The 14,228-nt window shown below is 59.4% G+C and carries 13 protein-coding genes, 4 tRNA genes and 1 riboswitch; of the genes, 5 read left to right on the forward strand and 12 right to left on the reverse strand.

Translation table 11 applies throughout. The features are described 5' to 3' along the window. Window positions 1-69: 69 nt before the first annotated feature. A tRNA-Arg gene (locus ACYAR8_RS19500) sits at window positions 70-141 on the reverse strand. Window positions 142-429: 288 nt separating this feature from the next. Between ACYAR8_RS19500 and ACYAR8_RS19505 the strand changes: the two genes are divergently transcribed. From ACYAR8_RS19505 to ACYAR8_RS19515, 3 genes are all read left to right on the forward strand, one after another. Then, window positions 430-678 (forward strand): hypothetical protein, encoded by a 249-nt coding sequence (locus ACYAR8_RS19505; RefSeq protein WP_074890357.1) that lies wholly within the window; start codon window positions 430-432, stop codon window positions 676-678. Between the two features lie 73 nt (window positions 679-751). Beyond that, window positions 752-949 (forward strand): PA3371 family protein, encoded by a 198-nt coding sequence (locus ACYAR8_RS19510; protein ID WP_074890356.1) that lies wholly within the window; start codon window positions 752-754, stop codon window positions 947-949. A 434-nt stretch (window positions 950-1,383) separates the two neighbouring features. Beyond that, window positions 1,384-1,710 (forward strand): Arc family DNA-binding protein, encoded by a 327-nt coding sequence (locus ACYAR8_RS19515; protein WP_065986187.1) that lies wholly within the window; start codon window positions 1,384-1,386, stop codon window positions 1,708-1,710. A 145-nt stretch (window positions 1,711-1,855) separates the two neighbouring features. On the opposite strand, the gene mgtE is transcribed toward ACYAR8_RS19515, so the two are convergent. Beyond that, window positions 1,856-3,298, reverse strand: coding sequence for a magnesium transporter (mgtE, locus tag ACYAR8_RS19520; RefSeq protein WP_074890355.1), 1,443 nt, complete (start codon window positions 3,296-3,298; stop codon window positions 1,856-1,858). Window positions 3,299-3,618: 320 nt separating this feature from the next. On the opposite strand from mgtE, the gene ACYAR8_RS19525 reads away from it, so the two are divergent. Next, a complete protein-coding gene (locus tag ACYAR8_RS19525; RefSeq protein ID WP_463580798.1) occupies window positions 3,619-4,104 on the forward strand; it encodes a cell envelope protein SmpA in 486 nt (161 codons plus the stop codon). A 41-nt stretch (window positions 4,105-4,145) separates the two neighbouring features. On the opposite strand, the gene ACYAR8_RS19530 is transcribed toward ACYAR8_RS19525, so the two are convergent. The 7 genes from ACYAR8_RS19530 to ltaE form a co-directional block, all read right to left on the reverse strand. Further along, window positions 4,146-4,222: transfer RNA gene (locus ACYAR8_RS19530), tRNA-Arg, on the reverse strand. A 139-nt stretch (window positions 4,223-4,361) separates the two neighbouring features. After that, a tRNA-Arg gene (locus ACYAR8_RS19535) sits at window positions 4,362-4,438 on the reverse strand. 107 nt (window positions 4,439-4,545) lie between these two features. Beyond that, a tRNA-Ser gene (locus ACYAR8_RS19540) sits at window positions 4,546-4,636 on the reverse strand. A gap of 62 nt (window positions 4,637-4,698) precedes the next feature. Then, window positions 4,699-4,887, reverse strand: coding sequence for a carbon storage regulator CsrA (gene csrA / locus ACYAR8_RS19545; RefSeq protein WP_002554426.1), 189 nt, complete (start codon window positions 4,885-4,887; stop codon window positions 4,699-4,701). Between the two features lie 179 nt (window positions 4,888-5,066). Beyond that, entirely contained in the window at window positions 5,067-6,299 is a 1,233-nt protein-coding gene (locus ACYAR8_RS19550) for an aspartate kinase (protein ID WP_074890351.1), read from the reverse strand. A 90-nt stretch (window positions 6,300-6,389) separates the two neighbouring features. Continuing rightward, a complete protein-coding gene (alaS, locus tag ACYAR8_RS19555; protein WP_463580799.1) occupies window positions 6,390-9,011 on the reverse strand; it encodes an alanine--tRNA ligase in 2,622 nt (873 codons plus the stop codon). Window positions 9,012-9,153: 142 nt separating this feature from the next. Next, entirely contained in the window at window positions 9,154-10,158 is a 1,005-nt protein-coding gene (gene ltaE / locus ACYAR8_RS19560) for a low-specificity L-threonine aldolase (protein WP_463580800.1), read from the reverse strand. A gap of 183 nt (window positions 10,159-10,341) precedes the next feature. Further along, window positions 10,342-10,501: riboswitch (FMN riboswitch) on the forward strand. A gap of 126 nt (window positions 10,502-10,627) precedes the next feature. Here ltaE and ACYAR8_RS19565 point away from each other — a divergent pair. Next, window positions 10,628-11,122, forward strand: coding sequence for a 6,7-dimethyl-8-ribityllumazine synthase (locus ACYAR8_RS19565; protein WP_065986193.1), 495 nt, complete (start codon window positions 10,628-10,630; stop codon window positions 11,120-11,122). Window positions 11,123-11,308: 186 nt separating this feature from the next. Here ACYAR8_RS19565 and astE read toward each other — a convergent pair whose 3' ends face one another. The 3 genes from astE to astB form a co-directional block, all read right to left on the reverse strand. Next, window positions 11,309-12,316 carry a succinylglutamate desuccinylase gene (astE, locus tag ACYAR8_RS19570; RefSeq protein ID WP_463580801.1) on the reverse strand — a complete coding sequence of 336 codons (1,008 nt, stop codon included), beginning with the start codon at window positions 12,314-12,316 and terminating at the stop codon, window positions 11,309-11,311. Between the two features lie 20 nt (window positions 12,317-12,336). Next, the gene (locus ACYAR8_RS19575) at window positions 12,337-12,630 is read right to left on the reverse strand and encodes a topoisomerase II (RefSeq protein WP_065986195.1); all 294 of its coding nucleotides are present in this window, start codon (window positions 12,628-12,630) and stop codon (window positions 12,337-12,339) included. A 76-nt stretch (window positions 12,631-12,706) separates the two neighbouring features. Next, the gene (astB, locus tag ACYAR8_RS19580; RefSeq protein ID WP_463580802.1) at window positions 12,707-14,053 is read right to left on the reverse strand and encodes an N-succinylarginine dihydrolase; all 1,347 of its coding nucleotides are present in this window, start codon (window positions 14,051-14,053) and stop codon (window positions 12,707-12,709) included. Window positions 14,054-14,228: the final 175 nt, after the last annotated feature.

Below are 14,228 nucleotides of genomic sequence, written 5' to 3' on the forward strand. Positions count from 1 at the left end.
CGTGTGACTGGAGAAGGCGTGCTGCGGGAGAGGCGCAGTGTTCTGGCGGGAGTTCAGGTGAATCAGATATGTCCCCTGCAGGAATCGAACCTGCATCTAGCCCTTAGGAGGGGCTCGTTCTATCCGTTGAACTAAGAGGACACCAAAACGGACGGCGTGCATCTTAACGACAAGCCGCTGGCTTGTCATGTCGTCATTACCATCGGAAGCTGTAAGACGCTGCGCGCCGGTCACATCAGAGGGCTATCGTGCAGAATGCAACGATGGCCAAGGGCCTTATTGCAAAACGCAATCCTACAATCCGTAAAAATATAAGTATCTAATTGATTTTAATAGCTTTTTTTTGATTTAAGGGTTGGCATGCAGACTGCACCTCTCTTCTTCGCGAATCACCCCCTCTGAACGCCGTCCCCAGCGAAGGTACCCGAGATGAACATGACACTGTCCCTGCTCAACGCTGCCGCGCTCGTCGCATTGGTCGCCTTCCACTTCCAGAACGATGGCAGCACGTCAGAGGCCGTGAAATCAGAGACCATCGCGGTTCAGGCTCAGCCCCATCATCTTATGCAGCAGGCGCCGCGGTTCGCCGCCATGCCAAATCAGGGCACAGAAGCCATTCTGGCCCATGACAACGAAGAAATCGTGCCGGTTAATCGCTCGGAGCGCTGGGTTTTCTGATCAGCAATGGCTGATCGGTTACTGCAACGGCTTCACGCACTCACCGTCCGAGAGCACCCTTTAGAGAACAGTCATGTCCAAAGCAGCAATTTCATTCCTGATTCTGGCCCTGATGGCCCTTGCCGCAGATCAACTGCTGGTTCCGTCAATGGAGACCATGAGTACGCTGGCGAAAGCGGCCGCCGGGATTTTCGCCAGCCTGTTCGTCGCGGCGCTGTTCGTAGGACGCCGCATCAAGTTCGATCCAGTCTTGCGCCAAGCCAAGCCCTGACCCATTGCGAGGCCTTGATGGCCCCTGATGGCCACGTACAGCCAATCGACACGCCTCCGTCGGCTTTGGCTTACGCTACGGAGCCCATGGCGCTGCAGACCCTTCGTCTCTTTCTTGAATGCCTCCTCGTATTATCGCCACTCTCCCACTACGCTGAAGACAGAAAGCCATCACGCGATTGCCCAGCACTGACAGGGCGTTCGACTTTCCACTTTGCAAACCAGAACGCATTTCGGATAATTGGTGCTGGCTAAAAGCCTTTATCTAGTTCAATATTTGTCACACATTTGACGCCAAGGATTCGACGCATTGGTGCAGGATGGCGATCCTTTATGGGGGCTGGTTGAACATTTCGTCTAAAAGACAGTCAGAGCATGACATCTGCGGCCTAATGCAAGAACCGCCTCTTTCTTTGAACTAATTCGGTTAAATATATGAGCCCTATGAAACAGGCCAATTATTCCAGTCGCACAGCTGACAAGTTCGTAGTTCGCCTACCTGAAGGCATGCGCGAGCGTATTGCGGACGTTGCCAAACAGCACCACCGCAGCATGAACTCGGAAATTATTGCGCGTATTGAGCAAAGTCTGATTCAAGAAGGCGCACTGGGTGATGAACCAAGTCTGCGTCTGGACAGCCCGGAGCTTTCGCTTCACGAACGTGAGCTGCTGCAACGCTTCCGTCAGTTGGCCCACCGCCAACAGAACGCTCTGGTTTCACTGATTGCACATGACACTAGCCTGGCAAACGACGACGAATAAGTCGTTCAAACCAGAGACTTGAAAGCCAGCGCTCTGCTGGCTTTTTTGTGCCTGAGATTCAATGATTCCATTGTTTCGCACGCGGCAACTGTTTCGCGCGCATTAAAAAACCGCCTTGAAGGCGGTTTTTGTGTGAAGCGTACGGTCAGAGCAAAAACACCGTCGCCAAGCCGAGAAAGATAAAGAACCCACCACTGTCGGTCATGGCCGTGATCATCACACTGGCGCCCATCGCAGGATCGCGACCAAGCCTGGAAAGTGTCATGGGGATCAACACGCCCATCAACGCTGCCAGCAGAAGATTCAATGTCATGGCGACGGTCATGACCACCCCAAGGGACCAGCTGTGATACAGCAGATAAGCGACGATGCCGATGACCCCGCCCCACACCAGACCGTTGATGAGCGCGACTGCCAGCTCCTTGCGCATCAAGCGTGAGGTATTGCCGGTGTTGACCTGATCGAGAGCCATGGCCCGGACGATCATGGTGATGGTCTGGTTGCCCGAGTTGCCCCCAATCCCTGCCACGATTGGCATCAGCGCTGCCAGCGCAACCAGCTTCTCGATGGAGCCTTCGAACAGGCCGATTACCCGCGAGGCGAGAAAGGCTGTAATCAGGTTGACGGCCAGCCAGGACCAGCGGTTGCGCAGTGAGCGCCAGACGGAGGCGAAGATGTCTTCTTCTTCGCGCAGACCCGCCATGTTGAGCACTTCGGTCTCGCTCTCCTCACGGATAAGGTCGACCATTTCATCGATGGTCAAACGGCCGATCAGCTTGCCGTTCTTGTCGACCACCGGGGAAGAAATCAAGTCGTAACGTTCGAACGCCTGGGCGGCTTCATAGGCATCGCCGTCAGGGTGGAAGCTCACGGGGTCACTGGCCATGACCTCCGACACTTGCTTCTCAGGGTCGTTGACCAGCAGACGCTTGATGGGCAGCACGCCTTTGAGGACGCCATCGGAATCGACCACGAACAACTTGTCGGTATGACCGGGCAGCTCTTTGAGACGGCGCAGATAACGCAGAACGACTTCCAGGCTGACATCCTCACGGATGGTCACCATCTCGAAGTCCATCAGGGCGCCGACCTGCTCCTCGTCGTAGGACAAGGCGGAACGCACGCGCTCGCGCTGCTGGCTGTCCAGCGCCTCCATCAGCTCATGGACAACATCGCGCGGCAGCTCTGGCGCAAGGTCGGCGAGCTCGTCGGCGTCCATTTCCTTGGCGGCAGCAAGCAGCTCATGATCGTCCATGTCGGCGATCAGGGTTTCCCGAACGGAGTCAGACACTTCGAGAAGGATGTCGCCATCACGCTCGGCCTTCACCAGCTGCCAGACCGTCAGACGGTCTTCGAGGGGAAGTGCTTCGAGGATGTAGGCAACGTCGGCAGAGTGCAGGTCGTCGAGCTTACGCTGCAGCTCGACGAGGTTCTGCCGGTGGACGAGGCTCTCGACACGATCCTGGTGCTGGCCTTCCTGACGGTGTGTCAGGTCTTCGACGATGCGCTGACGTTGCAGCAAGTCGATAACTTGGGCGAGACGATCCTGAAGGCTTTCCTGCGTCTTTTTTACTTCGATTTGGGTCATAGGCGAACTCCACTCCCAGCAGTGGAACCCGCCAGAAGATCAATCAGTCGATTCTTGATTGGTGAAACTTGGTGTTAAGTTGCTACTGGGTAAGTCCATGGAGGTAGTCCACAAGCCCCGGCGGGGCTGACGGGCGCAATCATACACCGCTTGCCGTGGCGGGAGGCTAAAAATTCATCGTGAAACAATCGCTTGCAACGCAACGCTAACCGTTGCCCGAATCACTGATATCGCCCGTCACATCCGGTGAACAAAACCCGCTCGCCGCGAGAAATTCTCATCGCTACCCTTTCCGCACTCGGGTCAGGGAGGACATTGCGATGCCGCTTAACACTCAAAAGCTCTTCATCAGCCTGCTGCTTTTTTCTTCACTCGACGCAGGCGCTACTACCGTCAATCGTTGCCAGGATCAAAGCGGCAGCGTGACTTTCACAACACTGAGCTGCCCCATCGGGCAAGCGACAACGCCACAGGATATCAATCCGGCATCTGGCATGACCTTCACGGCCCCTTCTCCGGCTTCAAAAGCGCACGCGATGAGAGATCCTGAAAGCCGGGAAGTGGTGGTCGTGGGCCAACGCGATGACGGCTGCGGCAATATCCTGAGTGCGGAGCAGCGCCGCAAGGCGATCATCAATCAGCAGACGCCAACGGGGATGAGCAAACGTGATGTAGAAAGCTTGCTGGGTCGGCCCGACAAGATCATCAGCCGTAACGCTGAAGTGCGTTATGTGTATGAGGAGAAGAAAGGACGCAGCCGACAGGTGTCATTCGATGAACACGGCTGTGTAAAAGGTAAACGCTAGAAAGCAAAAAGCCCGCATTTGCATGCGGGCTTTTCGTTTTATGGTGCACTCGACAGGATTCGAACCTGTGACCGCTCGGTTCGTAGCCGAGTACTCTATCCAGCTGAGCTACGAGTGCAGATGGCGCTTTTTAAACCAGTTCACCTCTGGTCACTGCATTTTACTTCTGGAAGTGAGTGGTGCTTCCGAAGACCTGTTGAAGCCAGGCTCTTTCTAACTTAAGACTGTCGTTTGTATCGCTACAAAAAACGCTTAAATGGTGCACTCGACAGGATTCGAACCTGTGACCGCTCGGTTCGTAGCCGAGTACTCTATCCAGCTGAGCTACGAGTGCATTTGTTGCCGCGCATTATAGGCCGTCAAATCTCTTGGTCAAGCACTTTTTCGATTAGATTCAACAACTTACCGATCAAGCCAGATTACAACGTACTACGCAAATAATGGCGGAGAACGGGGGATTCGAACCCCCGACACCCTTTTGAGGTGTACTCCCTTAGCAGGGGAGCGCCTTCGGCCACTCGGCCAGCTCTCCGCAACACGGGGCGTATAATAACCACCCTTTTCCCCGTTTGCAAACCAAAAATTCAATAAAAATTAATGGCTTGGTTCTTCGTCCTTCTCTTTCTTTATACGCAGGTAAATCTCTTCGCGGTGAACGGCCACTTCCTTGGGCGCGTTGACCCCAATGCGTACTTGATTGCCTTTTACGCCGAGCACGGTCACGGTGATTTCACCATCACCAATGATCAGACTTTCCGCGCACCGGCGAGTCAGAATCAGCATACCTATCTCCTTACGGCTTACATTCAAGGGACTACAGTCTGCATAGACAAACGGCATGGCCCGAGCCGCAAGCGACCCCAGGTCCATGCCTCAGTATCGACCAGCGCCGGAAAAAGAACAGGTTCTCGCGCACATCCCGTAGCAGAAGGCCCGGCCGAAACCGCGCCTCTGCCCAAGATTTATTCGCCCTGACGCGGTGCGTCGAGTTCAAAAGCAGTGTGCAGCGCGCGCACGGCCAGCTCCAGGTACTTCTCTTCGATCACCACCGAGACCTTGATTTCGGACGTCGAGATCATCTGGATGTTGATGCTTTCCTTGGCCAGCGCTTCGAACATGCGACTGGCGACACCGGCGTGGGACCGCATGCCGACACCGACGATGGAAACCTTGGCGATCTTGGTGTCGCCAATGACTTCACGGGCGCCGATTTCATTGGCGGTGTTCTGCAGAACCTGCAGCGCTGCCTGGTAATCGTTGCGGTGCACGGTGAAGGTGAAATCGGTGGTGTTATCGTGCGAAACGTTCTGCACGATCATGTCGACTTCGATGTTCGCGCCGCTAATGGGACCGAGAATCTTGAACGCAACGCCCGGGGTGTCTGGCACGCCACGGATGGTCAGCTTGGCTTCGTCGCGGTTGAAGGCGATGCCCGAAATGATCGGCTGTTCCATGGATTCCTCTTCATCAATGGTAATGAGGGTGCCTGGACCCTCTTTGAAGCTGTGCAGTACGCGCAGCGGGACGTTGTACTTGCCGGCGAATTCGACCGCGCGGATCTGCAGGACCTTGGAGCCGAGGCTCGCCATCTCCAGCATTTCCTCGAAGGTGATCTTGTCCAGACGCTGGGCCTGCGAAACAACACGCGGGTCAGTGGTGTAGACGCCGTCGACGTCGGTGTAGATCTGGCACTCATCGGCTTTCAACGCCGCAGCGAGCGCCACGCCGGTGGTGTCGGAACCGCCACGGCCCAGGGTCGTGATGTTGCCGTCTTCGTCGACGCCCTGGAAACCGGCGACCACCACCACACGACCGGCCTTCAGGTCTGAGCGAATTTTCTGATCGTCGATCTGCAGAATACGCGCCTTGTTATGGGCGCTGTCGGTCAGGATGCGGACCTGATTACCGGTGTACGAAACAGCCGGCACGCCTCGCTTGATCAGCGCCATTGCCAGCAGAGCGATGGTGACCTGCTCGCCGGTGGAAACAATGACGTCAAGCTCGCGTGGCACCGGCTGATCACTAATCTGCCGGGCCAGTTCGATCAGGCGGTTGGTTTCGCCGCTCATGGCCGATAGCACGACCACCAGATCATCGCCCGCATCACGGAATTTCTTGACCTTGTCGGCCACCTGTTCGATGCGCTCTACCGAGCCCACCGAGGTGCCGCCAAACTTTTGTACGATTAAAGCCATCTCAAAGCCGCCTCAGCCCATGAAGGGCGCCCGTTATCATTCAAACCGCGAAGCGCCGGAACCCGAATAACGGGCCCCGGGTGGGTCGACTTAAATACCTTGTTCGGCGAACGGAACAGCCAATGCCAGCGCTGCTTCGAGTCCGGCAGCATCAACACCGCCGCCTTGCGCCATATCAGGACGACCGCCGCCTTTACCGCCTACTGCGGCAGCCGCTTGCTTCATCAAATCACCGGCTTTGAGTTGGCCAGTCAGGTCTTTGGTGACGCCTGCCACCAGGACGACCTTGTCTTCATGCACCCCGCCGAGCAGGATCACTGCGCGGCCGAGCTTGTTCTTCAATTGATCAACCAGGGCCAGCAGCGCCTTGCCATCCTGACCGTCGAGACGGGCAGCGAGGACCTTGACGCCTTTGACGTCCACTGCCGAGCCCGACAGATCGTCGCCCGCAGCACTGGCCGCCTTGGCCTGCAGTTGTTCCAGCTGCTTTTCCAGCAGACGGTTGCGTTCCAGCACCGCCGACAGCTTGTCCAGAACGTTGTCGCGATTACCTTTGACCAGGTTCGCGGCTTCCTTCAGTTGCTCTTCCGCCGCGTTCAAGTACTCCAGCGCCACGGCGCCGGTCACCGCTTCGATACGGCGCACGCCAGCGGCCACACCGCTTTCGCTGATGATCTTGAACAGCGCGATGTCGCCGGTACGGTTGGCGTGAATGCCACCGCACAGCTCCACCGAGAAACCGCCGCCCATGCTCAGCACGCGGACGTTGTCGCCGTACTTCTCGCCGAACAGCGCCATGGCGCCCTTCTGCTTGGCGGTCTCGATGTCGGTTTCTTCAGTCTCGACCGCGGTGTTCTTGCGCACTTCGGCGTTGACGATGTCTTCAAGCGCCTTGATCTGCTCGGGCTTGATGGCTTCGAAGTGGCTGAAATCGAAACGCAGGCGCTGACTGTCCACCAGCGAGCCTTTCTGCTGGACGTGATCGCCCAGCACCTGGCGCAACGCGGCGTGCAGCAAGTGCGTGGCCGAGTGGTTCAACGAAGTGGCCTGGCGAACTTCGGCGGCGACTTCGGTGCTGACCGTGGTGCCGACTTTCAGGCTGCCCGACACTTGAACACCGTGGTGCAGGAACGCGCCGCCGGTCTTGGTGGTGTCGCTCACATCGAAGCGCACTTCGCCGTTGGCGGTCAGGTAACCGCTGTCGCCGATCTGGCCGCCGGATTCTGCGTAGAACGGGGTCTGGTCGAGGATGACCACGCCGTCCTCGCCTTCGCTCAATTGCTCGACCGCGAGGCCGTCTTTGTAGAGCGCGACGACCTTGGCCTCGCCTGCGGTGGCTTTATAGCCAGTGAACTGCGTGGCCACATCAACCTTGACCAGGCTGTTGTAGTCCATGCCGAAGGAGCTGGCGGAACGCGCGCGTTCACGCTGGGCGTCCATCTCACGCTCGAAACCGGCCTCGTCGAGGGTCAGGTTGCGTTCGCGGGCGATGTCGCCGGTCAGGTCCATCGGGAAACCGTAGGTGTCGTACAGCTTGAACACCACGTCGCCAGGGACGATGGTGCCCTTGAGCTCGGCGAGATCCTGCTCAAGGATCTTCAAGCCCTGCTCCAGTGTCTTGGCGAACTGCTCTTCTTCAGCCTTGAGTACGCGCTCAATGTGGGCCTGCTGGTTTTTCAGCTCGGGGAAGGCTTCGCCCATTTCGGCGACGAGTGCAGCCACGATCTGGTAGAAGAAGCTGCCCTTGGCGCCCAGCTTGTTGCCGTGACGGCAGGCGCGACGAATGATACGACGCAGCACGTAGCCGCGGCCTTCGTTGGACGGCAGCACGCCGTCGGCAATCAGGAAGCCGCACGAACGGATGTGGTCGGCGACGACTTTCAGGGAAGCCTGATTGTCGTTGCTGCAGCCGATGGCTTTTGCAGCGGCGGCCAGCAGGCTCTGGAACAGGTCGATTTCGTAGTTGGAATTGACGTGTTGCAGCACCGCGCTAACGCGCTCAAGGCCCATGCCGGTGTCGACCGATGGCGCTGGCAGCGGGTGCAGAACGCCGTCGGCCGTGCGGTTGAACTGCATGAAGACGTTGTTCCAGATCTCGATGTAACGGTCGCCGTCTTCTTCCGGTGAACCCGGCGGGCCACCCCAGATGTCGGCGCCGTGGTCGTAGAAGATCTCGGTGCACGGGCCACACGGGCCGGTATCGCCCATGGTCCAGAAGTTGTCGGAGGCGTATGGCGCGCCCTTGTTGTCACCGATGCGCACCATGCGCTCGGCCGGCACGCCGATCTCTTTGGTCCAGATGTCGTAGGCTTCGTCGTCCGAGGCGTAAACCGTGACCCAGAGTTTTTCCTTGGGCAGGTTCAGCACGCCGGTGAGGAAGGTCCACGCGTAGGTGATCGCGTCGCGCTTGAAATAGTCACCGAAGCTGAAGTTGCCCAGCATTTCGAAAAAGGTGTGGTGACGCGCGGTGTAGCCGACGTTTTCCAGGTCGTTGTGCTTGCCACCGGCACGCACGCACTTCTGGCTGCTGACGGCGCGGGTGTAGGCCCGTTTTTCCTGGCCCAGGAAGCAGTCCTTGAACTGGTTCATGCCTGCGTTGGTGAACAGCAGGGTCGGGTCGTTGCCCGGGATCAGGGAGCTGGAGGCGACTCGGGTGTGGCCTTGCTCTTCGAAGAAGCGAAGGAAGGCTTCACGGATTTCTGCGCTTTTCATAGGTTCTTCCACGGAAACTGCGGCCTGGCACATGCATAGCGTCATTCGACGCAGCGACGGCAAAGGGCCGCATTATATAGGCGTTGTACGCTCGGTACAGCGTGTTATTCGATAGAAACCGGCAATCGGGCTGATCACCCGATCAGTGAGCGCCAAACTCGGCAAATGCCGCAACCACCTTGTCCAGATGGGCAGCAGTCACATCAAGATGAGTGACCATACGCAACCGCGGCGCGGCACTCAGCACGATACCGCGCTCGGCGCACAGGGCGTTAAGTGCCTGCGCGCGATCGCCGATCCGTACGTAGACCATGTTGGTCTGCACCGGCTCTACGTCAAAGCCAAGGTCTGCAAGCGCTTTGCCCAGAGCGGTGGCATTGGCGTGATCCTCAGCCAGACGCTCGACCTGATGCTCCAGCGCGTACAGACCCGCTGCAGCCAGGAGACCGGCCTGACGCATGCCGCCGCCGACCATCTTGCGCAGGCGCCGCGCCTTGGCGATGAACTCGCTCGAACCGCAGAGCACCGAGCCGACCGGCGCGCCGAGCCCTTTGGACAGGCACACCGACACCGAATCGAAGTGTCGGGTGATCTCCCGCGCGTCCACACCCAGCTTGACGGCGGCGTTGTACAGACGAGCGCCGTCGAGGTGCAGGCTCAGGCCTTTTTCGCGGGTGAATGCCCGGGCCGCCGCGAGGTACTCCATTGGCAGGACTTTGCCCTGCATGGTGTTTTCCAGGGCCAGCAACCGTGTGCGGGCGAAATGAAAGTCGTCGGCCTTGATGGCGGCGGCGACCTGTTCCAGGTCCAGCGATCCGTCCGCCTGATTGTCCAGGGGCTGAGGCTGTATCGAGCCGAGCACCGCCGCACCGCCACCTTCGTATTTGTAGGTATGCGCCTGCTGGCCGACGATGTATTCGTCGCCGCGCTCGCAGTGGGCCATCAGGCCGATCAGATTGCTCATGGTGCCGGTCGGCACAAACAGTGCAGCGGCATAACCGAGACGTTCCGCCAGCCACGATTCCAGCCGATTGACCGTCGGGTCTTCGCCATACACGTCATCGCCAAGGGCCGCACTGGCCATGGCGTCGCGCATGCCGGCCGAGGGTTGGGTCACGGTGTCACTGCGCAGATCGATTACCGCCACGATGAAGCTCCCGCTGATTAGGGTCGAGCTTCAGTTCTGAGGCCCGGGGCTTCGATAATCAAGGCTTGGGACAGGAATGCCAAGACGCCTTATAAGAAAAGCTGATGAAAACCATCAAAAAGGCTCCAAGCGAATCCCGGAAATCTATGTTACAAACTGCACGCCGACGGAAAACGCCGTTGGCAACGTTCTCAGGGCGGGGTGCAATTCCCCACCGGCGGTAATGGCGCGCAATGCGTCGAGCCCGCGAGCGCTTGCAGCGAGCTTACCCTCGACGCAAGGTCAGCAGACCCGGTGTGATCCCGGGGCCGACGGTCATAGTCCGGATGAAGAGAGAACGGGACTGGCACAGCAGGATCGTTTCGAGACGAGTCCAGGCGCTTCGCGTCGGGGAGGGTTTCGCACGTACCCTGGCATCCCATTCGATCCAAAACGCCCTGTTTTTTTTATTAAACAGGAGTCAGAACACATGCAACCTACCGCCATTCACGCTCACGAGCGTATCGCTTTTATTCAAGCCTGCTGGCACAAGGAAATCGTCGATCAGGCACGCAAGGGCTTTGTCGCCGAAATGGCGCAACACGGTTACGCCGAGACCGACATCGATTTCTTTGAAGTCGGCGGCGCATTCGAAATCCCGCTTCACGCCAAGCTGCTGGCCAAGTCAGGTCGCTATGGCGGCGTCGTGGCGGCCGGTTTGGTGGTCGACGGCGGCATCTATCGCCATGAGTTCGTCGCGCAGTCGGTGATCAGCGCGCTGATGCAGGTTCAGCTGGAAACTGAAGTGCCCGTGTTCTCGGTCGTGCTGACCCCGCACCACTTCCACGCCGGTGAAGAGCACCAGAAGTTCTTCTTCGATCACTTCGTGCACAAGGGCCAGGAAGCGGCCAAGACCTGCGCGGACACGCTGACAAAACTGCGTGCAGTGCGTCGGGTGGGTGAGGTGCAGAAAGCGGCGGGTTGATTTGCACCCGAAGATCAAGATCAACTGCTTCCCGGCTGAAGCCGGTCCTACAGACCTACCGCGTTCCCACTGTAGGACTGGCTTTAGCCGGGAAGAGGCCGGTTTGATCGCCACGCATTTCATTGAATGCTGGCGCTGCCCTTAGTGGGACCGGCTTCAACCGGGAAGAGGCCAGCATGACCGCCATCAGGCCAATGTCTCGTCCGTCGCCGGCACAATCAGAATCCCCGCCCGCAGCCCGTTTTTGACGTTCGGGTTGGGGAAGATGATCCGCGCGCCCTCCTCTTCTATTACCCAGCGTGAATCGGCCAGGTCTTCGGCCAGCACGTAGCCTTTTTCCAGTTCCGTGAAGTTCTCGATGTCCGCCGGCAAGTTCAGGCGGAAGGCGTCGCTGTGCTTGATGATTTCCCGGGCCACGCTGAACAGCTGCAACCCATTCAGATCCGCAGGCTCACCGGCTTCGGTGCCGGCGATCAGGTGTTCGAGGCAGGACTTTAGCTTGTCGAGGTTGACTTGCTGGTTCTGCCCGAACGGGCGCGCCTTGCCCAGCTCCAGGGTAAAGGCTTCCGCGTCGAGCTTGTCGTAGGTGTAAGCGCTGAACACGATCGACGACTTGTTCTGCAACAGCACCGCTTCCATGCCGGCAGTACGCAGCCGGGCCAGTTCGCGGCGGGAATGGGCGCGACCTTCTTTCCACGGATACAGCGCGAACTGCTCGATTTTCGAGCCGCGAATCGCCGTGTGCAGGTCGTAGTGCAGGCGGTAGCGGCCCGGAATGTTGAAGAAGCTGGCGGCCAGACGCTCGAGTTCGCAGGCGCGCAAGGCTTCGCTGCCGCCGCTGTGCTCGTGACGGCCATTGAACAGCCGGTTGACGTCCTGCTCGACATAACGCCCGCCGCTACGCATCGCTTCGGGGTTGCCGAACAGAAACAGAATACGTGCGCGAGGCTTGAGGTCGCCCCGGGCGATGGCATGAATCAGCGCATCGAGCAGCTCGATCGGCGCGGTTTCGTTGCCGTGGATGCCGGCGGACAACAGCAGGTCAGTGCCATTGTCGCGCGCTTCGGGAGGCCGGACTTCCAGCGCGCCTTCAGCGAGCCAGCGCATGCGAACGCCGTCGACAGTCAGCTGAGTCTTTTCCGCGGGTTCGCGACCCGCGAGGGTCAGTTCAAGCAGTTTGCCGAGGGCGAGCATGGGGAGCTTCCTGCGCAGGCTTAGTCGTGGGTGCAGTCTGGGCCGTGCACGTGGCCTTCTTCGTCGTCGCCGCTCATGTCAGCCGGTTCCATTTCCAGTTGCAGGCTGACCAGGTTGGTCGCCAATGGACGCAGCAGCAGGTTGGCGTATTCGGCATCGCCTTCTTCGACGTCAACGCCGATCAGCAACTGGCCACGGCCGTCCTGTTGAATCCAGACCTCTTTGCCCTGCCAGATAACGGCAAGTCGGGTGCAGGACGTTTCCAGCTGAGTGCCGTCAGTATCTTCAAGGATCAAACGCAGCGCGTCGGTCATGGCAAAACTCTCTCTGTAAAAGCTAAAACTTCGTCGCCTGACGCCGCTCGGGCGCAGGCGTAACGGATGGGGTGCATCAGTTGATCTGGAAAGGATAGACCGCGCCCAGTTTCAGGTGCTGCGTCAGCTCGTCCAGCGCCGTACGGCATTCAATCAGCAGTTGTGGATCGGCCAGATCACTGTCGCTCATGCGGTCGCGATAGTGTTTGTCGACCCACTGCGTCAGCGTGTCGTACAGCGGCGCGGTCATGATAACGCCTGGATTGACCGCCGCCAGTTCGGTTTCATTCAGCGCCACGCGAAGACGCAGGCACGCCGGGCCGCCGCCGTTCTGCATGCTCTGCTTGAGGTCGAACACCTTGACCTCGCGAATAGGGCTGTCGTCCGCCAGCAGGCGCTGCAGGTAATGCCACACGCGCTCGTTGCTGCGGCACTCTTCCGGCACGATCAGCAGCATCGAACCGTCGGCGCGGGACAACAGCTGGCTGTTGAACAGGTACGAACGCACCGCGTCTTCCACGGCCACTTCACTGCGCGGCACGCAGATGGCCTGGAAGCGACCGCCGCGTTGACCGAGCTTGTTGTGCAGCTCGGCGAGCATGGGCTCGGTATTGAGGAAGGCGTCCTCGTGATAGAACAGGACCTCGCCATTGCCCACCGAGATCACGTCGTTGTGGAACACGCCCTGATCAATCACCGCCGGGTTCTGCTGAGCGAAGACCACGCCCTCGGCGCTCAGGCCATGCAGACGCGCAACGGCCTGGGAGGCTTCGAGGGTCTGGCGGGCCGGGTATTTCTGCGGCGCAGGAAGACGGCTGTCGAACGCAGCGCGGCCGAAGACGAAAAACTCGACACCGGGCTCCCCGTAGCTGCGGCAGAAACGCGTGTGGTTGGCCGCGCCCTCGTCGCCGAACTGGGCGACGGCAGGCAACGCCGCATGGTGGGCGAAATGCTGTTGATCAGCGAACATCCCGCCGAGGACGCGGCTGGTGGTCGGGTGCTCGATGCTGCGGTGGTACTTGCAGTTGAGGTTGGCGGCGGTGAAATGCACGCGGCCGTCGGCTGTGTCGGCGCTCGGGCTGACCGTGGCGGCGTTGGCCACCCACATGCTCGACGCCGAGCAACTGGCGGCCAGCAGCGGCATCGACTCTTTGGCGGCGCGCTCAATGACCTGTGCGTCGCTGCCGCTGAAGCCCAGTTTGCGCAGACCTGCTACGTCGGGGCGTTCCTGGGGGGCCAGCACGCCCTGGGTGAAACCCATCTCCATCAGCGCTTTCATTTTGGCCAGCCCCTGCAAAGCGGCCTCGCGCGGGTTGGAGGATTGCTGGCAGTTGTTCTGGGACGCGACGTTGCCGTAGGACAGCCCACCGTAGTTGTGGGTCGGGCCCACTAGACCGTCAAAGTTGACTTCACAGGATTTCATCGGTGAGGCTCCGTGGATCTGTTTTTATGTGCACAGTCTTCGTAGTGCGCTGAACGAACTGTAGGAGCGGGGGGGGGGGGGGGGGGGGGGGGGGGGGGGGGGGGGGAGGGGGGGGGGGTGGTGAGGTGTGGGGGGGTGGGTTGGGGGGGGGAGGAGAGGGCGGGAGGCGGGCCGG

Source organism: Pseudomonas sp. HP_01 (assembly GCF_055284355.1).